The organism is Micrococcus sp. TCR-5 (genome assembly GCF_052220525.1).
Taxonomy (GTDB): domain Bacteria; phylum Actinomycetota; class Actinomycetes; order Actinomycetales; family Micrococcaceae; genus Micrococcus; species Micrococcus luteus.
The window spans coordinates 46,869-67,348 of record NZ_JBQPDO010000014.1 but is presented as its reverse complement, the minus strand read 5'-3'; the positions used below and the strand labels follow the sequence as shown (position 1 = coordinate 67,348).

The window sequence follows — 20,480 nt, the reverse complement described above, 5'->3', positions numbered from 1 at the left end:
CCCGCCCTAGCCCCTGCCCCACCCCTCGTCGAGGCCCGCAGACACGCCGCTACGCCGTCGTCGTAGCGGCGTGTCTGCGGGCCTCAACGGCCGGCCTCGGCGGTCGGCCGGGGCGGCGGGGCCCTTCCCTGAGCCACTCCCCAGGCACCTGCCAGCACAATCACAGGTCATACTTGGGTATGAGTCGGACGCCCCGAGGTTCATCCTCATGGCCCTGCCGGTGCGCCCACCGCCTCCGCGATGCTGGACGCAGGCCCCGCAGCGGGTCCGCCGCCGGGGTGCACGCGCCGACGGCCGCCCCGGCCCGACGCGCACTGGAGGAGAGGCACCATGACCGGCAGCATCCTGGACCACCCCGCCCCGACGACGTCCCGCGCCTCCGACCCAGCCGCCGAGCGGGCGCAGCGGGACAGCGAATGCGTGGCCTTCTTCGTCGCACTGGTGACGGCCGCCGTCGTGATGCTGGGCCTGAGCCTGTTCACGGGCGTCGAGGGGCTGCTCCGCCTGGCACTCACCGCGGGCGCCGGCCTGCTCGCCGGCGCCGTCGCGTGGGCCACCGCCCGCCCCGTCCTGGAGGACGACGCCCCGGGCGACTGACCCGGCTGCGCCCTCAGGGCCGCAGGCCGCGCAGGTACGTGTCCAGCAGCCAGCGCCGCTGGTCCGGGCCGTGGCCCAGCAGCGCGCACTCCGGCGACCGGGTGACCATGAGCAGGCCGAACAGGTAGTCCGCCCCGGTCACGTCCGGGCCCACGAGCCCGGCCCGCCGCGCCTCGGCCACCACCTGGTCCGCGAGCTCGAGGATCACACGCTCGGCCTCGGCGATGAGGGCCTCGGGCGGCCGGTCGGCGGGGTCGAAGTCGTCCCGGGCCGCCGCGAGCGAGGCCAGGTTCACGGCCCCCAGGTCCTCCGCGAGCCTCCGCCACCGCGCCTCGGTCCCACCGCCGTGCCCGTCCCCGCCCACCCCGTCGAGGAAGGCCTGCAGGATCCCCCCGGTGCGGGCCACGACGTCCTCGAGCACGGCGTCCAGCAGATCCCGACGCGTGGGGAAGTGCCGGTACAAGCGTCCCCACGCCGACCCCGGCCTCCTGCGCCACCCCGCGCAGGGACATCGCCGCCCCCTGGGTGGCGATGAGACGGCCGGCGGCCGCCAGCAGGTCCTGGCGGTTGGCGCGGGCGTCGGCTCTCATGTCCCCATCATCCCACTCCACCCCGCACCGCCCGGCGGCGGGGACCTGACGCCCTCGGGTCCACGCCTCGCCGGCCCGCCTCATCCCCGGGCATGACCCGCCGCCCGCGGAGGTGGTCCCCTCCTCCGATCCGCCCCGCCGGGTCCGCGCGGGAGAGTGGCCGCCATGGACACCTCTTCCCCCGCACACCCCTTCTCCCCCACGACCCCCGGCCCCGTCGCGCCGGGGCCGGGCACGCCGTCGTCGTCCGCCACCACGACGACGGCGCCCGCCGTCTGCGCCCGCGGCCTCACCCGCGCCTACGGGCGCGGTGACGCGCAGGTGCACGCCCTGCGCGGGGTGGACGTGGACTTCGCCTCGGGCGCGTTCACCGCGATCATGGGGCCCTCGGGGTCGGGCAAGTCGACGCTCCTGCACTGCCTGGCCGGGCTGGACGCGCGGACCTCGGGCTCCGTGAGGATCGGCGGCACGGAGATCACAGGACTGGACGACACCGCCCTGACCCGCCTGCGCCACCGCCCGCACGAGCTCTCGGGCGGTCAGCAGCAGCGCGTCGCCGTCGCCCGCGCCCTGCTCACCCGACCGGGCGTCGTGTTCGGGGACGAGCCCACCGGCAACCTGGACACCGCCACCTCCACCGAGGTGTGAGCAGGCGGGGCGCGGTGCGTGCGAGCCGCGCCCCACAGCTCGGCGCCGGTCCGCGGCCCCGGCGACGCGCCCGAGACCTCGTGACGGGGTCCCGGGCGCGCCCTACGCTGAGCCGCATGAGCGAGACCCTCCTCGCTGCCCCTGCCGCCCCCGCCGGCTCCCCCGCCTGGATCGACTACACCGCCCCCGACTTCGCCCGCCAGCAGGCCTTCTACGAGGCCCTCTTCGGCTGGTCCTTCACCGACTCCGGCGAGGAGTTCGGCCACTACCGCATGATCACCAAGGACGGCGCCTCCGTGGGCGGCGCCATGGACGCCGACCAGCTCTCGCAGATGACCGGCGAGGACGCCCCGCCCGCCGCGTGGACCGTGTACCTGCGCACACAGGACATGGACGCCACCCTCACCGCCGTGCGGGAGAACGGCGGCGCCGTGCTCGTGGACGCCATGCCCGTCGGCGACCTCGGTGTGATGGCCATGGCCGAGGGCCCGGGCCACGAGGTGGTGGGCTTCTGGCAGTCCGGCACCTTGGCCGGCCATGACCTGCCGCTCACCCCCGGCACCTCCGTGTGGTTCGAGCTCATGACGACCCGCTTCGACGAGTCCGCCGAGTTCTACCGCGCCGTGGCCGGCTGGCAGCCCACCCCGCTGGGGGACGACGGCGCCCCGGAGGACACGCAGACCGCGGCCGACGCCGAGGACGCGGCCCACGACGGCCCCCGCTACGCGACGAACCACCCGTTCGACCGCGCGACCGCGGGCCTGTGCGACGCGCGGGCCTGGCTGCCGCCGAACGCGGTGGGGTACTGGCGCATGTACATCGCCGTCGCGGACACGGACCGCGCGCTCGAGGTGATCCGCGAGCACGGCGGCACGGTCCTGGACGGCCCCCAGGACTCCCCGTTCGGCCGCGTCACCACCGTGCAGGACCCCGCCGGGGCCACGTTCCAAATCAACGAGCCGCCCGCGCAGGGCTGACCTGCGCCGCGGCCCTCACTCCTGCGCGGCGCGCCGGCCGTCGGAACGGCGGTAGGCCATCGCGAGCACGGCCCCGGAGAGGTTATGCCAGATCGAGAACACGGCGCCCGGCAGGGCTGCCGCCGGCGAGATGTACTGCGCGGCGAGGCCCGCGGCCAGGCCCGAGTTCTGCATGCCGACCTCGATCGAGACCGTGCGCGCCACGGGCGTGGGCAGCCGGAACAGCTTCGCCGCGCCGTAGCCGAGCAGGTAGCCGAGCCCGTTGTGCAGCACCACCGCTGCGAACACCAGCAGGCCCGCCGACAGCACGCGGGAGGCGCTGTTGCCGACGACGGCGGCCACCACCAGCGCGATGAACACCACCGAGACCCACGGCAGGGCGGGCAGCACGCGGTCGACGACGCGGCGCAGCAGCAGGCGCACGACGAGTCCGCCCAGGACCGGCAGGAGCACGATGTTCACGATGGACTTCGCCATGGCGCCGCCGTCGACGGCCATGTACTGGCCGGCCAGCCACAGGGTGAGCAACGGCGTGAGCAGCGGGGCCAGGAGCGTGGACACGGAGGTCATGGCCACGGAGAGGGCGGTGTCGGCGCGGGCGAGGTAGCTGACCACGTTCGAGGACGTGCCGCCCGGGGCCGAGCCCACGAGGATCACGCCCGCCGCGAGCTCGGGCGGCAGCTGGAGCACGACGGCGACGCCGAGCCCCAGCAGCGGCATGATCGCGTACTGCGCCACCACGCCCAGCAGCACGGGCAGCGGCCGGCGGGCGACGAGGCCGAAGTCCGGAAGGGTCAGCGTCAGGCCCATGCCGAACATGATGATCCCGAGGAACAGGTTGACCTGGGGCAGCAGCGTCTTCGCGGCGGTCGGGGCGAGGAAGCCCACGAGCGCGGCGGCGAGCACCAGCAGCGGGAAGACGGTGACGGCGATGCGTGCGGAGCGGTCTTCCGCGCGGCGGGCGTCGGTGGGGGCGGGATCCGGTGCGGTCATCCCGTCATGGTAGGAGCGCGACCGCGGTGCGTCGTCGCGTGACGCGGCGCCGTCGTCGGCCTTCCGGAATCTTCTGCGCCCCTGACCCTTCTGGACGTCCGCTCCCGCCCCAGAAGGGTCAGTTCCGCAGACGATCCTCCGCGCCACCGGCGTCGAGACCGCCACGCTCCGCGATCGCGGCCCGCACCAGCCCCGCCGTCTCGACGAATCCCCGCCACCGGTCCGTCCCCGCCACCCGGATGTTGAGCCAGCCCTGACGCAGGAACACCGCGTCCCGGCGGGTGTCCTTGCCGACCTGCGCGGCGCCGTCGTGGGTCTTGCCCTCGTAGTGGATCGCGATCCGCCACCGCCGGTAGCCGAGGTCCGCGCTGGCGGGGTGCCACAGCGAGTAGTCCGGGTCCCAGAGCTCGATCTGCAGGTCCGGCTCGGGCAGCCCCGCGGCCATCAGCGCCAGGCGCAGTTCGGTCTCGGCCGGGGAGTCGGAACCGGTGCGCACGAGCGCGAGCGCCTCCCGCGCCCGCACGATCCCGGCCTCGCCGGTGTGCCGCTCGAGCGCGGCGCCGAGCTCCCGGCGGGTGGCCAGCGCGACCTTCCCCCGCCGTTCGTCCTCCCGTGCCAGCCGATCTCCGACCGCCACGAGCGCGTCTCGGTCCAGGACGGTGGCCAGGTGGAACCAGGTGTCGGCGTGCGAGGTCCATCGCAGCCCGTGCAGCCGGTCCCTCCGCACGAGGACGCGGTCCAGGTCCACGAGCCGGGTGCGCACGCCGGGCTCCCGTAGCACCCGGCGGGTGCGGGACCGCAGGACGGTAGGACGCACCCGGGCCTTCACGTCGTCCGGGAGGGGCCAGCCCAGCAACCGGGCCACGGACTCTCCGGTCACCACGACGTCGGGACGCATCGCCGCCAGGTCCTGCAGCCGGGACAGCTCGGTGGCGAGGGGACGCGCGGGCGGCGTCGCCCCGGTGACGGGGCCGATCCAGCGGTAGTGGCCGTGCGCGACGCGTTCGACGTCCCGGCTGCGCAGCCGCGACCCGGACACCCCGGCGGCCAGCGCCTGCGCCCGCGTGAACGGGGCGTCCTGGAGGTGGGCGGGGAAGGGTCCGGGCACGCGCAGGGCCCGATCCTGCTCGCTCCCGACGCCGGCGGGTCGGGTTGTCCACAGGCCATGCGGCGGAGTCGGGGCGACGTCGTCGTGGGCGTCCTGCCGCGCGCGGGGAATCCGTTGCACATCTGACCCTTCCGGGCCGCCGCGCGGCGCCCAGAAGGGTCGGATCCGCAGAAGATTCCGGGATCACCCGCTGAGCCCGTACTCCTTCAGCATCTTCCGGGCCTCCTGGGTGCCGGCCCTCTGCAGCTCGAGCAGCTGCGCGTAGATCCCGCCGGACTCGGCCAGCTCGGCCGGGGTCCCGATCTCCTGCACCTGCCCGCCGCGCAGCGTGACGATCCGGTCGACGGACGCGATCGTGCTCAACCGGTGCGCCACGATCAGGCTCGACCGTCCCACCATCAGGTCCTCGAGGGCCGCCTGCACGAGCCGTTCGGACTTCGTGTCCAGCGCGGAGGTGGCCTCGTCCAGCACGAGGATCGGCGCGTCCTTCAGCACGGCCCGCGCCACCGCGATCCGCTGCTTCTGCCCGCCGGACAGCCGCAGCCCGCGCTCGCCGATCACCTGTTCGTAGCCGTCGTCGAACGCCTCCACGAACCGGTGCGCGTACGCGGCCTCGGCGGCGGCCCGGACGCGTTCGTCGGAGGCGTCGGGGTCCGCGTAGGCGATGTTCTCGCGCACCGTCCCGGAGAACAGGCTCGGCTCCTGGAACACGGTGGCGATCCGCCCGCGCAGCGTGGCCAGGTCCAGCCCGGCGACGTCCTGTCCGAACACCTCGATGCGTCCGCTCGTCACCGGGTACAGCCCCAGCAGCAGGTGCGCGATGGTCGACTTCCCGCCGCCCGACTCGCCCACGAGCGCCACCCTGGCACCCTGCGGGATGTCGAAGGACACGCGGTCCAGCACGGGGCGGGAGGCGTCGGCGTCGTAGGCGAAGGAGACGTCGTCGAAGCGCACGGCCGGCACGTCCGCGGGGACGTCCGGCGCACCCGGCACGACGTCGGCCCGCGGCTCCGCCGGCGCGCGCGGCGCCTCCGCACCCGCCGACTCCGCACTCGCGCTCGCCACCGCGAGTGCCGCACCGCCGGCCCGCTCACGCTCCTCGGCGAGCACCTCGAAGTAGTCCTTCGACCCGGCGACGGCGCGCTGGGCGGAGTCCACGAGGAAGCTCATGGAGAAGATCGGCTGCCGGGCCATGTTCATCAGCTGCAGGAGGATCACCATGTCGCCCACGGAGAACAGGCCCTGCGCGGTGCGGACGAACACGATCAGGTACATCGCGCCGAAGGCCACGTTGAGGGCGAGCCGGCGCCCGGCGTCCATGCCGTGCCAGAACCGGGACTGCTGGCGGGTGATCCCCACGGTCCGCAGGAACCGGTCGCGGAACCCGGCGAGCTCGTGGTCCTGCCGGTTGTAGGCCCGCACGACGGACATCTGCGAGACCACCTCGGCGAACCGCCCCGAGGCGATGTCCACCTCCGTGTTCTTCTCCCCCTCCCACACCTGCCACTTCGCGGAGGTCCGCGCGGTGAGCCACATGTACACGGGGAAGACGACGGCCAGCAGGATCGCCAGCGGCCACCAGTAGAACGCCGTGATCACGAGCACCGCGGCGGTGGTGATGAGCATGGTGAACGCGTTGTTCGCGAAGAACTGCAGGAACTGGGTGAGCTCGTTGATGGTGCGGTTCAACCGGTTGACGACCCGCCCGGTGATCGCGGTGTCGAAGTACCGCTGGGGCAGGTGCAGCAGCTGCTCGAAGTACCGCGTGGAGAGGATGGTGCGCATGCGCGCGGCCATCACGTCGCCCCAGTAGCCGCCCACGCTCACCACCAGGGTGGTCGCCACCTCGACGGCGAGGAACGCGACCGCCAGCCAGGTCACCGCGGTGACGGCCTCGGCCACGTCGGTCTCCCCCGCGACGGCGGCGACGATCCGGTCCGTGGCCGCGCCGATGAGGAACGGGGTGGCCAGGGCCAGCACCGCGGCCAGCACGGAGCTGACGGCGATGCCGAGGTAGAGGCGGTGGAGCTGGGGCGCGAAGCGCAGGATGCGGAGCAGCGACGTCACCGGGCCAGGCTAGTGGCCGGTGCGGACATCAGCGCGGGCCGGTCGGCCCGCCTGGAGGTCAGAACGGGGGCGCTGCGGCGACGGCGGCCAGCACGGGGTGCAGCAGCGGGGCCACGCCGTGCCCGCCCGGTGCGGCCGGGGCGGCGGGGTCCATCCAGTGCAGCTCGACGATCTCATCCGTCGGCTCGGGGACCTCGTGCCGGGCGACGGGCCGCCACAGCGCGAACACCTCCGAGTGCAGGGCGGCGCCGGGCTCGTTGGCGGCGGCGGTGTCCCACGCGCCGAGGCGGGTCAGCTCGTCCGGGCGCAGGCGCAGCCCGGTCTCCTCGGCCACCTCGCGGACGGCGGTGTCCACGGGGGCCTCGCCGGGCAGGTGCTTGCCGCCGGGGAACATGAACATGGCGGTGCCGGCCTTGCGGACTGTCAGCACGCGGCGGTCCGGGCGGGCCAGCACGACGGCGGAGACGCGGATGACCTCCCCGGCCGCGACGGTCGGTGTGCGGGCGGAGTCGGAGGGGGAAGGACTCATGCTCCCATCATCCTCCCCGCGCGGCTCAGAGGAGCGTGAGCCCCACCTTCACGGCGATTCCCAGCATGAGCACGCCCACCACGGCGTCCACGATCCGCCACGTCCGCGCCGAGTCCATGGACGGGGCGAGCTTCGTGCCGCCCCAGCCGAGCCCGGTGAACCACACGAGCGAGGCCGCCACCGCGCCGCCCACGTACGCCCACTTCGCCGCCCCGAACGTCTGTGCGAAGGTGCCCATCATGACCACGGTGTCGAGGATGGCGTGCGGGTTCACCAGGGAGACGGACAGCGCCAGCAGGATGATCCGCGGCAGCGGCGTCTGCGGGCGGTCCAGCGCCACGCGGCGCGGCTGCACGCGCTGCCGCACCGCCACCGACCCGCTGCCCGAGGGGGCGCCGACGCCGGGCGCGCCGTCGTCGTGATGCCCGACGCCGGCCCCGGCCGGCTCGCGATCGGCCAGGCGGCCGGTCGCCGGGTCGATCAGCGGCAGCTCGCCGGTGAGGACCGCGAGGTCGATGCGGTCAGGGCCGTGCCCGGTCCCCTCGACGTCCGCGGCCGCGGTGGTGAGGGTCCGGTCCCCGCGCCAGGCGGAGCGCAGCGCGCCCACGGCGAACGCGAGGAGGTAGACCACGCCGGCCACGGTCAGCGCGGGAACGAGCCACGGCCAGCGTTCGGCCACCACGCCCACGCCGCCGGCGCCGAGCACGAGCAGCGCCACATCGGCCACGAAGCACACCGTCAGGACGGTCCACACGCGGTCGCGCCGGACGATCTGGCGCAGCAGGAACAGGGTCTGCGCGCCGATGGCGACGATGAGGGCGAGGTAGGTCAGGAATCCGGTGGCGAAGATGGTCACCGAGCGAGGATAGGAGCCGTCCCACGTCCGTGCCATCGCTATCTTCTTCAAGATCTGAAGACATCCTTCATGACCACCCCTACCCTGGACCGCATGAACTCCGACCACCTGCGCGCCCTCGTCGCGGCCGTCGACCACGGCACCTTCGACGCCGCCGCGGACTCCCTGCGGATCTCCGGCTCGGCCTTCTCGCAGCGGATCAAGGCCCTCGAGCGGCAGGTGGGCCAGGTGCTCCTGGCCCGCACCGTCCCCGTCCGGCCGACCGCGGCGGGAGAGCGCCTGCTCCGTCTCGCCCGGCAGACCCTCGCACTCGAGGACGAGGCGCTCGCCGCGCTCGGCCGCGGCGACGGAGGACGCGTGCCGCTGCGCGTGGCCCTCAACGCGGACTCCCTCGACACGTGGTGGGAGCCCGTGCTGCGCGAGGCGGCGACGTGGGACGACGTCGTCCTGCAGATGCAGTCCGAGGACCAGGAGCACACCGCCGTCCTGCTGCGGGACGGCGCGGTCGTGGCCGCCGTGACGGACGACCCCACGCCCGTGGCCGGGTGCAGCTCCACCCCGCTGGGCACGATGCGCTATCACGCGGTGTGCGCGTCCTTCCTGCTGGAGCTGCACCGCGACGCGCGGGGCCGGGTCGACTTCGGCACGCTGCCGATCGTGGACTACGGCCCCCGCGACGGCCTGCAGCACACGGTGCTGCGCCGCGTCACCCGCGGCCGGCCCGTGGCCGACCCGCCGACCCACCTCGTGCCCTCCGTGCACTCCTATCTGCGGGCGGTGGAGCTCGGGCTGGGCTGGGGCATGCTCCCCTCGGTGCAGATCCCGCCGGGCGTGCTCGAGGGCCGCCACCCCGATCTCGAGCCGATCCCGGCCCTCGGCGCGGTCGACGTGGACCTGCACTGGCAGCGCTGGACGGCCGGGACCGCAGCCCTGGACCGGCTCACCGACGCGGTGCTTCGTGCTGCGCCCTCGGCGGGGGACGCCGCGGACTGAGGAGCGCATTCGAGACCCGCTCCGAACGCGCCGCGACCCCCGCCTCAGGGGCGGGGGTCGCGGTCACGGGCCGCTCGGGGCGGCCGGGGTCGGGTCAGCGGGCGTCGCCGGTGCCCGGGCGGCGGGTGGCGTCGCCCAGGGTGCCGTCGGCCTCGTGGCGGCGGGCGTCCACGCCCTCGGTGCGCACGTCGCCGGCGCGGTCGTCCACGCGGTGCACGTCATGGTCACGGTGCGCGCCGGCCACGTGGTGGTCGCGGCGCACGGGCTCGGCGTGCACCTCACGCTTGCGGCGACCGGCCAGGCCCGCCAGGCCCAGCAGACCGGCCAGGCCCCACAGGCCCCAGTTGCCGTTGTCGTCCCTCTCCTCCTCCTGGGGGGCGGGCGACTGAGAGGCCGGCGCCGTGGTGGCGGTCTCGGTGGCCGGGGCCGTGGTCTGCGCGACGGCGGCGGGGGCGCCGAGGCCGGTGACGACGGCGGCGCCGAGGGTCAGGGCGGTGGCGGTGCGGCGGATGTCAGTCATGATCGTGCTCCTCTCACCGGTGGCCTGCGCCGACCGGCGTCGGGGGATCGACCGGAGGTCCCGGACGACCCTTTCTGGGTCATGCACGAGCACCGTACGCACAGGAGGGTGGGGGCCCGTCAACGGTTGCCGTCCCGGGGTCAGGGCCGGTCGGCTCGGGCGGGGCCGCAGCAGGAGCCCGCAGCCCCCGGCCCGGCGCGCCCCGGGGTGCAGGGCACGACGACGTCGAAGCGCGTCCATCCGTCCTCGGACGCCACGGTCACGTCCCCGCCATGGCTGCGCGCGATCGAGCGCACGATGGCCAGACCCAGACCCGTGGACGGCTCCGTGCCCGGGGCGCTCGACCGGCCTTTCCCGGGGCCGCGGACGAAGCGGTGGAAGAGGCTGGCGTGCCGGTCGGCCGGGATGCCGCCGCCGTCGTCGTGGACGCTGACGAGCATGAAGCCGGGCCGGGGCTGGTCCTGCCGCACGGAGGCCGTGACGGTGGTCCCGACGGGGGTGTGCTTGGCCGCGTTGGAGAGCAGGTTGCCGACCACGCGGGCCAGCTGCGACCGGTCGCCGGTGACGGACCGCTGGGTGCCCGGCTCCGCCCCCTCGGGCAGGTCCACCACCCACGTGTGGTCCGGCCACGCCGCGCGGGCGTCCATCACGCCCTCGAGGACCACCTCGGACAGGTCCACCTGTTCGGCCAGCGCCACCTCCCCGGAGGGCTCCAGGCCCATGGCCCGGCCGCGCGAGACGGACTCGAGCCGTTCGAGCAGGAGCATGTCGTCCACGAGGGCGGCCATCCGGTCGGCCTGGAACAGCACCCGGCCGAGCGACCGCCGGCCGGTCGCGGAGAGCTCCTCCGTCATCGCGATCATCTCGGCGTAACCGCGCACCGAGGCGAGCGGCGTGCGCAGCTCGTGGGAGGCGTCCGCCATGAACCGGCGCATGTGCTGCTCCTGCACGCGGCGCTGCTCCAGGGCCGCCTCGACCGAGCCGGTGAAACGGTCGAGCGCCTGGGCGACGACGGCCACCTCGTCCGGCCCCTGCAGGAGCCGAGGCGGCATGCGTGAGTCCTCCGGATCGAGCCCGGCGTGGGCCATGTCCGCCTGGGCGACCCGCTCGGCGACGGCGGCGACCTCGCGCAGCGGGGCCAGGCCCCGACGCAGCCACAGGGTCACCAGGATCGCGGTGGTGAGGACGGTGACGGACAGTCCGACGGCGACCGCGACCAGCGCCTGGCGCGCGACGTCGGACATGGCGCCCGTCGGCGCCCCCACCACGAGCACCTGGTCCGCGGCCACCCAGGGGCCCGGCGCGCTCAGCAGTTGGGCCTGGACGCGATAGCCGACACCGCCGACGACGGCGTCGAGCATCGGCCCACCCGGCCGGTCCCGGACGGCGCGCAGAAGGTCGTGGGCCTCCCGCACCGTGAGCGGCACGGACTGCCCGGCGTCACCGACCCGGTGCCCGGTGAGGGCGTCCTGCCGATGCTCCTCCAGACCGGAGAGCGGGACGAGCGCGACCACCGTGCCCTCGGGCTGGCCGAGGGTGCCTGGCGCGCGCAGGTACCCCTCCCCGGGGCCGACGTCGTCCCCTCCGCCCGGCGAGGGGGCCGTCAGCTGCTCCGAGGCGCGGATCCACGCTTCGGAGGCGTCCCGGGAGGCGGATTCGGCCAGCAGGGCCTTCGTGATGCCGGCCGCGAAGAACGAGTAGGCCAGGATGGTGGCCACCAGGATCAGAAGGACGCCGGCGCCGATGCGTCGGGCCAGCGACGTGGGTCGCGTGCGGCGGGTGCTGCCGTGCCCCGACGGGACCGCGACGGTCTCAGGCAGGCCGGATGACATACCCGGCGCCGCGGATGGTGTGGATCATGGGATCCCGGTCCGCGTCGATCTTCTTCCGCAGGTAGGAGATGTACAGCTCGACGATGTTCGCGCGGCCGCCGAAGTCGTAGCCCCAGACGTCCTGCAGGATGCGCTCCTTGGAGAGCACCGTGCGGACGTTGGCCATGAGGAACTTCAGCAGGTTGTACTGCGTGGCCGTCAGCTCGATCTCGTCGCCGCCGCGGGTCACCTCGTGGGTGCGGGTGTTCATCACCAGGTCGCCGACCACGAGCACCTCGGAGCCGCCCGAGACCACACCGGAGCGCTGCACGAGCCGGTGGGCGCGGATGAGCACCTCCTCCATCGAGAAGGGCTTGGTCACGTAGTCGTCGCCGCCGGCGGCCAGGCCCGCCACACGGTCCTCCGTCGCGTCCTTGGCGGTGAGGAACATGGCGGGCATCTCCGACCAGTGGGCGCGCAGGCGCTCCAGGACGTCCAGGCCGTCCATGTCCGGCAGCATGACGTCCAGGATCGCCAGGTCCGGCCGGCCGGCGGTGCCCAGCTCGACGGCGGTCGCGCCGTCGTGGGCCACGATCACCTCCCAGCCGCAGAGGGTGAAGCCCATGGAGAGCAGGTCGGCGATCATCGGCTCGTCGTCCACGACGAGCACCCGCACCGGTGCGCCGTCCGGGTGCGAGAGCTCGGGCAGGACCTCCTTCAGCTCTGCCATGGATGACGGGCCGGTGGTGCTCTGGATGGGGCTCACAAAGTTCCTCTACGTTCGGGAGACGGTTCACGGTGCCCACGCGGACGTCGCGGGCTGCGGGGGACGAGCGCCTCGCGACGGAGGGGCGACGCCGTTCCGGGGGATGGCGGACGGGCGGCGACCGGAGGCCGGGGGGTGCGCGGATCCCCCCTCGACGGAGCCCCATGCTACGCGGATCAGCCGGGTCGGCCCAGAGTCTTCTCGGATTGCGGACATCAGCGTGACTCGTCACAGCCCTGACGCATCCGGCGGCGCCACCGGGGCCGCCCTGTGCTGACGCCGCGCCGCGTGGCCGGCGTCAGTCGACCGGCTTCATGGCCCAGTGCGTGGCCAGGGTGCCGAACATGTGGGTCTCGTGGCCGATGTTCACGAAGCCGGCCTCGGCGAAGAGGTCCGCGACCTCGTCCGGCGTGTGGAACGCCTTCGTCGAGGAGGACAGGTACGCGTAGGCCTCGGGCCGGTCGGCGATCAGCTTCGCGAGCTGCGGCATCACCCGGTGGATGTAGAAGGAGGAGAACGGCTTGAGCACGTTGTCCGGCGCCGGCGACGTCTCGAGGGCCGCGACCCAGCCGCCGGGGCGCAGCACGCGGAACTGCTCGGCGAGAGTCGCCGGGATGTCCGCGACGTTGCGCAGCAGGTAGCCGTGGGTCACGGCGTCGAACGAGCCGGCCTCGAACGGCAGGTCCGTCGCGTCCGCGACGACCCACTCGATGCGGTCCCCGCCCGCGCGGGCACGGCCGACCTCCATCATCTCGGCGGCGATGTCCGCGCCCACCACCTGTGCGTCGGGGTGCTGCTTGAGCACCTCGAACGCGAGGTCGCCGGTGCCGGTGGCCAGGTCGAGCACGCGGGCCTGCGCCGGGATGTCGGCCCGCGCCACCGTGTGGCGCACCAGGCGCGGCTCCTGACCCCAGGTCATGACGGCGTTCATCAGGTCGTAGCGGCCGGCGATGGCGTCGAACATCGCGGAGACCCGGTCGTGGTGGTCGGCGGCGCCGCGCTGGGCGTCGCCGCGTGGGGCGGGGAGGGGGTTCTGGCTCACCAGACCACCGTATCCCGCCCACCTCCCCCGACGACGCCCCTCCCCGGGATTGCACAGGGGCGTTAGGTTGCCCTAACCTTCCAGAGTTACCTCACGTCGATGTTCGCTAATGTCGGCCCCCAGGGCCGCCGCCCTCCCCGACCGCAGACCCGACCCCCTCCGCCCGGCGCCCGCGCGTCGCGACCGTGAAAGGCCACCACCATGGCACCGTCCCCCCTGTCCCGCCGCTCCCTCCTCGCCAGCGGGGGAGTCGGGCTCACCCTCCTGCTCGCCGCGTGCTCCACCGGCCCGGCCGGAGGCTCGGCCTCGTCCTCGTCGGCCGGTGCGTCGTCGTCAGACGCCGCGGGCGGGGACGCCGCGTTCCCGCGCAGCATCGAGCACGTCTACGGCACCACCGAGATCCCGCAGCGCCCGGCCCGCGTGGCCACCGTGTCCTGGGTGAACCAGGACGTGGCCCTCGCCCTCGGGGTGGTGCCGGTGGGCGTGGCCGCCGTGGAGTTCGGCGGGAACGCGGAGAAGTCCACCGACTGGTTCGACGCGAAGCTCGCCGAGACCGAGGGCGCCCAGAAGCCCGTGCAGTGGTCCGAGGCCTCCGGCATCGACGCCGAGGCGATCGCCGCCGTGAAGCCGGACGTCATCCTCGCCGTCTACTCCGGCATCACGCAGGAGGACTACGACCGCCTCTCGAAGATCGCCCCCACCGTGGCCTACCCGAAGGACGTCCCCGCCTACGGCACCTCGTGGCAGCAGTCCACGGAGGTCATCGGCCGCGTGCTCGGCAAGGAGCAGGAGGCGGAGGAGCTCATCGCGGACCTCGAGCAGCAGATCAAGGACGCCGGCGAGAAGCACGCGGGCCTCCAGGGCGCGTCCTTCGTCTACGGCACCATCGACCCCGCCGCCGCGGACCAGATCAGCATCTACACGGACGTGGACAACCGCCCGAAGTTCCTCGAGCTGCTCGGCATGGAGCAGGCGCCGGTGGTGACGGAGAACTCCCCGGAGGACCAGGCGTTCTTCTTCACGTGGTCGCCCGAGCGCGCGGACGAGCTGGAGTCGGACGTGTTCGTCTCCTGGGCCGCCCAGGACTCGGTCCGCGAGGCCATCGAGTCCGACCCCCTGCTGGGCTCGATCCCGGCCGTGAAGGCCGGCGCCCTCGTCCTGCAGACGGACGAGCAGGAGGTCCTCTCCGTCTCCGCGATCTCCCCGCTGTCCATCCCGTTCGCGCTCGAGAAGGTCGTCCCGCCGATCGCCGAGGCCGCGAAGACCGCGCAGGGCTGATCCCTCCCCATGCCGTCCACGGCCCTGGCCTCCCCGGCCCGCGTCCGCGCGGGCGTGCTGATGGGCGCCCTGCCCGCGGCGCTGCTGCTGGCGGCGCTCGTGGCCGGCGTCGCCCTCGGCGCGCGCACCGTGCCGGCGACGACGGCGCTCGACACCCTGGGCGCGGTCCTCACCGGGCACCCCGTGCCGGAGGGCATCGAGGCGGCGGCCGTGGCCTCCCGCGTGCCCCGCGTGGTGACGGGGGCGCTGGTGGGGGCGGCGCTGGCCGTGGCCGGCGCGGCCCTGCAGGGGGCCACCCGCAACCCGCTCGGTGACCCGGGGCTGCTCGGGCTCTCCGCCGGCGCGGGGCTGGCCGTGGCGGCGGGCATGGCGCTCGGCGTCGCCGGCTCCACGTTCGGGGTGCTGGCGCTGGCCGCCGTCGGGACGCTGGTCGCGGCGGCGCTCGGCTACGCGGTGGCGGCGGCCGCCACGCGGAGGGGCCGGACGCCCGGCGCCCCCTCCCCCATGGCGCTCGTGCTGGCCGGCGCCGCGATCACCGCCGGCGCCACCGCCGGCACCACGGCGCTGCTCGTGCTCTCCCCCACGGTCCAGGACCGACTGCGGTTCTGGGCCGTGGGCACGGTGGCCCGCGCCGACCTCGGCGAGGCGCTCACCCTGGCGCCCGTGATCGCCGTCGGGCTGCTCGCCGCCGTCGCCGTGGCCCCCGGGCTCGACGCCCTCGCCCTCGGCGACGACCTCGCGCACGGCCTGGGCGGGCGCCCGGAGCGGGTGCGCGCGGTGCTGCTGGGCGCGGTCGTGCTGCTCACGGCCGCGGCGGTGGCGCTGGCCGGGCCGGTCGGGTTCGTGGGACTGCTCGTGCCCCACGCGCTGCGCCGTCTGCGGCCGCCGAGCACGCGGGCCCTGATGGTCGGCTGCGCCCTGTGGGGCGCCGTCCTCGTGATCCTCGCGGACCTCGCCGGGCGGCTCGTCGTGGCGCCCGGGGAGATCCACCTCGGGGTGACCACCGTCCTGCTCGGCGTGCCCGTGCTGCTGGCGCTGCTGCGCCGCCCGGGGGTGGCCGCATGAGCGTCCAGCGCACCGCCTCGGACGACGTCGTCGCCCGCCTGCGCCGCTCCGACCGGCGCCGCCTCGGAGGGGCCTGCACGGGCCTCGCCGTGGCCGTGCTGGTCCTCGCCCTGCTGCGCGTGGTGTGGGGCACGTACCAGGTGACCGTCCCGGACCTCGTGCGGATCCTGGCCGGGGAGACGATCCCGGGAGCGAGCTTCATCGTGCTGGAGGAGAAGCTGCCCCGCGCCGTGGCCGCGGTGCTCACCGGCGCCGCCCTGGGCGCGGCCGGCGCGCTCTACCGGCGCACCCTGCGCAACCCCCTGGCCTCGCCGGACATCCTGGGCGTCACCCAGGGCGCCGCGGCGGCGGTCGTGCTGGGGATGCTGGCGACCGCCGGGCAGACCGGCGGCGGATCGGACCTGACGCGCGCCGCCACGGCACTGATCGGTGGCCTCGCGGCGGTGGTCGCCGTGTTCGCCACGGCCCGCTCGGTGGGCGGCGAACGGTTCGTCGTGGCCGGCATCGCGGTGGCGGCGGCGGGCCAGGCCGTGGTGGCCGGGGCCATGCTCTCGCTGGCCCAGCACGACCTGCAGTCGGCCACCGTCTGGATCGCCGGCTCGCTCAACGGCGTCTCGTGGGGGCGCATCGCGCTGCTCGCGGGCGTGCTCGTGGCCGCCCTGCCGCTGGCGGGGGTGCTCCACGCGCGGCTGGCCCCCGCCGACGTCGGCCCGGACCTCGCGCACGCCCTCGGCGCCCGACCGCGCCCCACCTCGGCCGCGGCGCTGGGGCTCGGCGCGGTGCTGGCCGCCGCGGCGACCGCCGTCGTGGGGCCGCTGGCGTTCGTCGCGCTGCTGGCCACCCCGGTGGCGCGCGGGCTCACCCGCGGCCTGCCCTCCCTGCCCGCGGCGGCGCTCACGGGCGCCGCGCTCGTGCTCCTCGCGGACCTTGTGGCCGGCGAGGCCGTCCCCCTGCTCACCGGCGCCGCCCTGCCCACCGGTGTGCTCACCGGCGCCGCCGGCGCCCCGCTCATGCTCTGGCTGCTGCTGCGCCAGGGCCGGACCCCAGGAGGCGTGCGCCCCGCATGACCGCTCCCCCGCTCACCGTCCCGTCCCCCGCCGCACCGCGCGCCGGGGCCGCCGACGACGTCGCGATCCGCCTGCGCGGCCTGACGCTCGGCTACGGCCCGGCCTCGGCACCGCCGATCGTCGAGGACCTCGACCTGGACGTGCCCGCCGGGCGCGTCACCGCGATCATCGGCGCCAACGGCTGCGGCAAGTCCACGCTGCTGCGCGGCCTGACCCGCCAGCTCGCCCCGCGCGCCGGGAGCATCGAGGTGCTCGGCCGGGACGCCGCCCGCGTCTCCGCGCGCGATTACGCCCGCACCGTGGCGCTGCTGCCCCAGCATCCCGTGGCGCCCGAGGGCATGACGGTGGCGCAGCTCGTGGCGCGCGGCCGTCACCCGCACCGCGGGCTCCTCGGCGGCCGGGCCGCCGGCGACGACGCCGCGATCGCCTCGGCGCTCGAGCGCACCGACCTCGTGGAGCTCGCCGAGCGCGAGGCCGGCACGCTCTCCGGCGGGCAGCGGCAGCGGGCGTGGCTCGCCCTCGTGCTCGCCCAGCAGACCCCGGTGGTGCTCCTCGACGAGCCCACGAGCTACCTCGACCTCAGCCATCAGGTGGAGGTGCTCGACCTGGTGCGGGCGCTCCCGGACCCGCGCGGCGGGGGCCGGGCGACCGTCGTCGCGGTGCTGCACGAGCTGAACCTGGCGGCGCGCAGCGCGGACCACATCGTGGCGATGGCCGCGGGCCGGGTGGTGGCGCAGGGCACGCCGGGCGAGGTGATCGTGCCTGAGGTGCTGGCCGAGGTGTTCGGCCTGGACGCGGACGTGGTGGCCGATCCGCTGCTGGGCCACCCCGTGGTGCTGCCGCGCGGGAACGGGGACCGCCGATGAGCGCCGACGGCATGATCGTGGCGCACACGCGCGTGGTGTCCGTGGAGCAGCCGTGCCGCGGGTTCCGGCGGATCGTGCTGGCGGGGCCGGACCTGGAGGCCGCCAGCGGGGACCTGCTGGGACTGCTGCCGCCCGGCGTCGCCGACCTGCATGCCCTGTACCGGGGCGCGCGGCCGCGCCGGGACGCCTATGTGAAGCTGCTGATCCCCCCGCCAGGCGGGACGTCGGCGGACCCGGACCTGTCCGCCGGGTTCCGCGCCGGGTTCCTGGCCATCCCCGAGGAGGAGCGCGGCTGGATGCGCACGTACACGGTGCGCTCGGCCGGGTTCGTGCGGCTCGACGGGCGGCAGGTGCCCTCGCTGACCGTGGACGTGGTGCTGCACGGCGACCCGGACGACCCCGCCGACCCGCATCAGGGGCCGGGCCTGCGCTGGGCGCGCGCCGTCCAGGCGGGGGACGCGGTGAACGTGCTGGTGCCCTCGGCGGAGGCGCCGGCGTGGTCCGGCTGGCGGCAGACGGGGGCGCGCCGTGTGCTGGCCGTGGGCGACGAGACCGCCGTCCCCGCCCTGGTGTCCGTGGCGGAGGAGCTCGCGGACCCCTTCGGCGGGTTCGACGGCGAGGCGGACCTCGTGCTCGAGCTGCCCCACGACGGGCAGGCCGCAGACCTCATCGCCGAGCGCCTGGCCGTCCCCGAACCGTGGGACTGGCGGGCCGTGACGGAGCTGACGGACCGGGGCCGCGTGCGCCTGCACGTGGGCCGCCGGGCGCCGGGGGCGCCGTCGGGGTCCTGGGCGCACGCCCGCCTCGCCGCCCTGCTGGGCGTGGACCCCGACGACGCCGGCGGGCCGGTCGCGCCGCCCGCGGCCTCCGTCGAGCGCGAGTGGACCGTCGCCGCCCTCGAGGCCGACGAACGGCCCGAGGCCTACGTGTTCCTCGCCGGGGAGTCCGCGATGGTGCGCGCCCTGCGCCGGCTCAGCGTGGGCCCCGGCGGCGTGCCGAAGAAGCACGTCTCCTTCATGGGCTACTGGCGCGAGGGCCAGGCGGAGAGCTGAGGGGTGGGGTGGCGATCGCGCGCCGCTCCACCCTCGCACCGGCGGCGGGCTCTCCCTACTGTGGAAGTCCAGCACCCGATCGAACCGAAGGAGAGATCCCCATGACCCGCACCGTGATCATCGGCGGCCACGGCAAGGTGGCCCTGCTCGCCGCGCCCCTGCTGGCGGAGGCCGGCCACGACGTCGTCTCCCTCATCCGCAACCCCGACCAGGCCGAGGACGTCCGCGCCGCCGGCGCCGAACCGCTCGTCCTGGACATCGAGAAGGCGGACCAGGAGGAGCTGGTCCACGCGTTGCGCGACGCGGACAACGTCGTGTTCTCCGCGGGCGCCGGCGGCGGCGACGCCCAGCGCACCCGGGCCGTGGACCACGACGCCGCCGTCGCCAGCATGCGCGCCGCCGAGGCCGCGGGCGTGCGGCGCTACGTGATGGTGTCCTACCTCGGCGCGTCCCTGCACCACGACGTGCCCGAGGACGACCCCTTCTACACCTACGCGCAGGCCAAGGCCGAGGCGGACGAGGCGCTGCGGGACTCCGGGCTGGCCTGGACCATCCTCGGCCCCGGCGCCCTGACCGAGGAGGAGCCGTCCGGGCGCATCACCGTGGACCCGGACCTCTCCGACTCCGACGCCTCGCAGCGTGAGGCCAGCCGCGGCAACGTCGCCCGGGCGATCGTGGCCGTGCTCAACGAGCCGGGCACGGTGGGCCGGAAGATCGACTTCGTGGACGGCGACGTGCCCGTGGCCGAGGCCGTCCGCGGCGACTGACGCGCCGCCAGCGCCGGGCGGCGGCCGCCAGCGCCGGGGACCGCCCTCGCTCAGGCCGGGCCGAGGCGGCGGTCCACGGTGCCGAGCACGCCCATGAGCCCGGTGAAGCCGGCCAGGATCCCGGCGAGCACGACGCCCACGCTGCGGCGGCCGAGCCGCGGCACGTCGAGGAACGGGTACGGGTACCAGTCGATGCGGGGCCCGCGCGCCATGGTCGCCGCCGCCCACATCAGCGGGATGACCGAGGCCAGCCCGGCGCGCCGCGGCGTGATCTGCCCGCGGGGGTCGAACAGCGCCCACACCGCCGGGGCGAGCACGGGGTTGACGATGTGCTGCAGCGCGTCGTTGAACCGGTAGAGGAAGGTGTCCTGTTCGCGGCCGCGCAGCACCGCGTTGTAGACGATCCCCGTGACCATCACCGAGCCGAGGCCGGCGGTGCGCACGGCCCAGAACGCGTCCGACGTGGGCGCCTCACGACGCGCGGCCAGCGTCAGCGACGTGCCCGCGACCAGCGCGTTGGACAGCCACGTGAAGTACGCCGGCTGGTTGAGGGCGTGGGACCAGCCCGCGGGGAACCCGCCGTGATAGCCGACGCCCGGGATCACCATGGAGTCCTTGGACATCCCGATGGGGAACGAGGTCAGGCACCCGATCAGCGGCAGTGCCCCCGAGACCTGCCACGCCAGGCGGCTCCGACGGTCCACCGGCGGCACGGGACGCGGCTGCAGCCGGGACACGACGGCGTGCGCGATCCGCTCACGGACCCCCTGCGGGGCGGGGCGGGTGCGGCGGACGGAGGGCAGGCTGACGCGGAGGGTGGAAAGGGGCATGGGGGGTCGTCCTCGAACGGGGGTCAAGGGATCAGACCGCCCATTCTCACATGAACAG

General features: G+C 75.1%; 20 protein-coding genes and 1 pseudogene. 10 read left to right on the top strand and 11 right to left on the bottom strand.

Annotated features, from left to right (window positions below; all coding sequences use genetic code 11):
- Positions 1-330 precede the first annotated feature (330 nt).
- Entirely contained in the window at positions 331-597 is a 267-nt protein-coding gene (locus ACTSKS_RS09010; RefSeq protein ID WP_044659312.1) for a hypothetical protein, read from the top strand.
- Positions 598-610: 13 nt separating this feature from the next.
- Here the strand turns inward: ACTSKS_RS09010 and ACTSKS_RS09005 are convergent, their stop codons facing one another.
- The gene (locus ACTSKS_RS09005) at positions 611-1,060 is read right to left on the bottom strand and encodes an SbtR family transcriptional regulator (protein WP_442927474.1); all 450 of its coding nucleotides are present in this window, start codon (positions 1,058-1,060) and stop codon (positions 611-613) included.
- Positions 1,061-1,352: 292 nt separating this feature from the next.
- Here ACTSKS_RS09005 and ACTSKS_RS09000 point away from each other — a divergent pair.
- Positions 1,353-1,832 (top strand): annotated as a pseudogene (locus ACTSKS_RS09000) (ABC transporter ATP-binding protein); the annotation flags it as partial.
- A 119-nt stretch (positions 1,833-1,951) separates the two neighbouring features.
- Complete coding sequence (locus ACTSKS_RS08995) at positions 1,952-2,812, top strand: VOC family protein (protein WP_036382371.1); 861 nt, start codon at positions 1,952-1,954, stop codon at positions 2,810-2,812.
- 15 nt (positions 2,813-2,827) lie between these two features.
- Here ACTSKS_RS08995 and ACTSKS_RS08990 read toward each other — a convergent pair whose 3' ends face one another.
- From ACTSKS_RS08990 to ACTSKS_RS08970, 5 genes are all read right to left on the bottom strand, one after another.
- Positions 2,828-3,805: a bile acid:sodium symporter family protein gene (locus ACTSKS_RS08990; RefSeq protein WP_036382369.1), complete on the bottom strand. Its 978-nt coding sequence runs from the start codon at positions 3,803-3,805 to the stop codon at positions 2,828-2,830.
- Between the two features lie 118 nt (positions 3,806-3,923).
- Positions 3,924-4,913, bottom strand: a complete 990-nt coding sequence (locus ACTSKS_RS08985) for a hypothetical protein (protein WP_442927473.1) — start codon at positions 4,911-4,913, stop codon at positions 3,924-3,926.
- Between the two features lie 183 nt (positions 4,914-5,096).
- A complete protein-coding gene (locus ACTSKS_RS08980) occupies positions 5,097-6,980 on the bottom strand; it encodes an ABC transporter transmembrane domain-containing protein (RefSeq protein ID WP_206480727.1) in 1,884 nt (627 codons plus the stop codon).
- A gap of 58 nt (positions 6,981-7,038) precedes the next feature.
- Positions 7,039-7,509 carry an NUDIX hydrolase gene (locus ACTSKS_RS08975; protein WP_060775137.1) on the bottom strand — a complete coding sequence of 157 codons (471 nt, stop codon included), beginning with the start codon at positions 7,507-7,509 and terminating at the stop codon, positions 7,039-7,041.
- Positions 7,510-7,534: 25 nt separating this feature from the next.
- Positions 7,535-8,365 carry a LysE/ArgO family amino acid transporter gene (locus ACTSKS_RS08970; RefSeq protein WP_223246372.1) on the bottom strand — a complete coding sequence of 277 codons (831 nt, stop codon included), beginning with the start codon at positions 8,363-8,365 and terminating at the stop codon, positions 7,535-7,537.
- Positions 8,366-8,434: 69 nt separating this feature from the next.
- Here ACTSKS_RS08970 and ACTSKS_RS08965 point away from each other — a divergent pair, with 69 nt between their 5' ends.
- Entirely contained in the window at positions 8,435-9,358 is a 924-nt protein-coding gene (locus tag ACTSKS_RS08965) for an ArgP/LysG family DNA-binding transcriptional regulator (RefSeq protein ID WP_081304920.1), read from the top strand.
- 94 nt (positions 9,359-9,452) lie between these two features.
- Here the strand turns inward: ACTSKS_RS08965 and ACTSKS_RS08960 are convergent, their stop codons facing one another.
- From ACTSKS_RS08960 to ACTSKS_RS08945, 4 genes are all read right to left on the bottom strand, one after another.
- Complete coding sequence (locus tag ACTSKS_RS08960; protein ID WP_049158221.1) at positions 9,453-9,878, bottom strand: WGxxGxxG family protein; 426 nt, start codon at positions 9,876-9,878, stop codon at positions 9,453-9,455.
- Between the two features lie 140 nt (positions 9,879-10,018).
- Positions 10,019-11,596 carry a HAMP domain-containing sensor histidine kinase gene (locus ACTSKS_RS08955; protein ID WP_442927472.1) on the bottom strand — a complete coding sequence of 526 codons (1,578 nt, stop codon included), beginning with the start codon at positions 11,594-11,596 and terminating at the stop codon, positions 10,019-10,021.
- Positions 11,597-11,690: 94 nt separating this feature from the next.
- Positions 11,691-12,419, bottom strand: coding sequence for a response regulator transcription factor (locus ACTSKS_RS08950; RefSeq protein WP_065572949.1), 729 nt, complete (start codon positions 12,417-12,419; stop codon positions 11,691-11,693).
- Between the two features lie 334 nt (positions 12,420-12,753).
- On the bottom strand, positions 12,754-13,497 hold the full coding sequence (locus ACTSKS_RS08945) for a ubiquinone/menaquinone biosynthesis methyltransferase (RefSeq protein WP_065572675.1): 744 nt from the start codon (positions 13,495-13,497) through the stop codon (positions 12,754-12,756).
- A 201-nt stretch (positions 13,498-13,698) separates the two neighbouring features.
- Here ACTSKS_RS08945 and ACTSKS_RS08940 point away from each other — a divergent pair, with 201 nt between their 5' ends.
- From ACTSKS_RS08940 to ACTSKS_RS08915, 6 genes are all read left to right on the top strand, one after another.
- Positions 13,699-14,775 (top strand): ABC transporter substrate-binding protein, encoded by a 1,077-nt coding sequence (locus ACTSKS_RS08940; RefSeq protein WP_036314491.1) that lies wholly within the window; start codon positions 13,699-13,701, stop codon positions 14,773-14,775.
- A gap of 9 nt (positions 14,776-14,784) precedes the next feature.
- Positions 14,785-15,840, top strand: coding sequence for a FecCD family ABC transporter permease (locus tag ACTSKS_RS08935; protein ID WP_442927471.1), 1,056 nt, complete (start codon positions 14,785-14,787; stop codon positions 15,838-15,840).
- Positions 15,837-16,907, top strand: coding sequence for a FecCD family ABC transporter permease (locus tag ACTSKS_RS08930; RefSeq protein ID WP_442927470.1), 1,071 nt, complete (start codon positions 15,837-15,839; stop codon positions 16,905-16,907). The genes ACTSKS_RS08935 and ACTSKS_RS08930 overlap by 4 nt, the downstream gene beginning before the upstream one ends.
- Positions 16,904-17,773: an ABC transporter ATP-binding protein gene (locus ACTSKS_RS08925; RefSeq protein WP_036338993.1), complete on the top strand. Its 870-nt coding sequence runs from the start codon at positions 16,904-16,906 to the stop codon at positions 17,771-17,773. The genes ACTSKS_RS08930 and ACTSKS_RS08925 overlap by 4 nt, the downstream gene beginning before the upstream one ends.
- A complete protein-coding gene (locus ACTSKS_RS08920; protein WP_442927469.1) occupies positions 17,770-18,825 on the top strand; it encodes a siderophore-interacting protein in 1,056 nt (351 codons plus the stop codon). The genes ACTSKS_RS08925 and ACTSKS_RS08920 overlap by 4 nt, the downstream gene beginning before the upstream one ends.
- Before the next feature lie 101 nt (positions 18,826-18,926).
- Positions 18,927-19,592 carry an SDR family oxidoreductase gene (locus ACTSKS_RS08915; RefSeq protein ID WP_152743639.1) on the top strand — a complete coding sequence of 222 codons (666 nt, stop codon included), beginning with the start codon at positions 18,927-18,929 and terminating at the stop codon, positions 19,590-19,592.
- Between the two features lie 50 nt (positions 19,593-19,642).
- Here the strand turns inward: ACTSKS_RS08915 and ACTSKS_RS08910 are convergent, their stop codons facing one another.
- Positions 19,643-20,422 carry a Pr6Pr family membrane protein gene (locus ACTSKS_RS08910; RefSeq protein WP_270618192.1) on the bottom strand — a complete coding sequence of 260 codons (780 nt, stop codon included), beginning with the start codon at positions 20,420-20,422 and terminating at the stop codon, positions 19,643-19,645.
- Positions 20,423-20,480 lie beyond the last annotated feature (58 nt).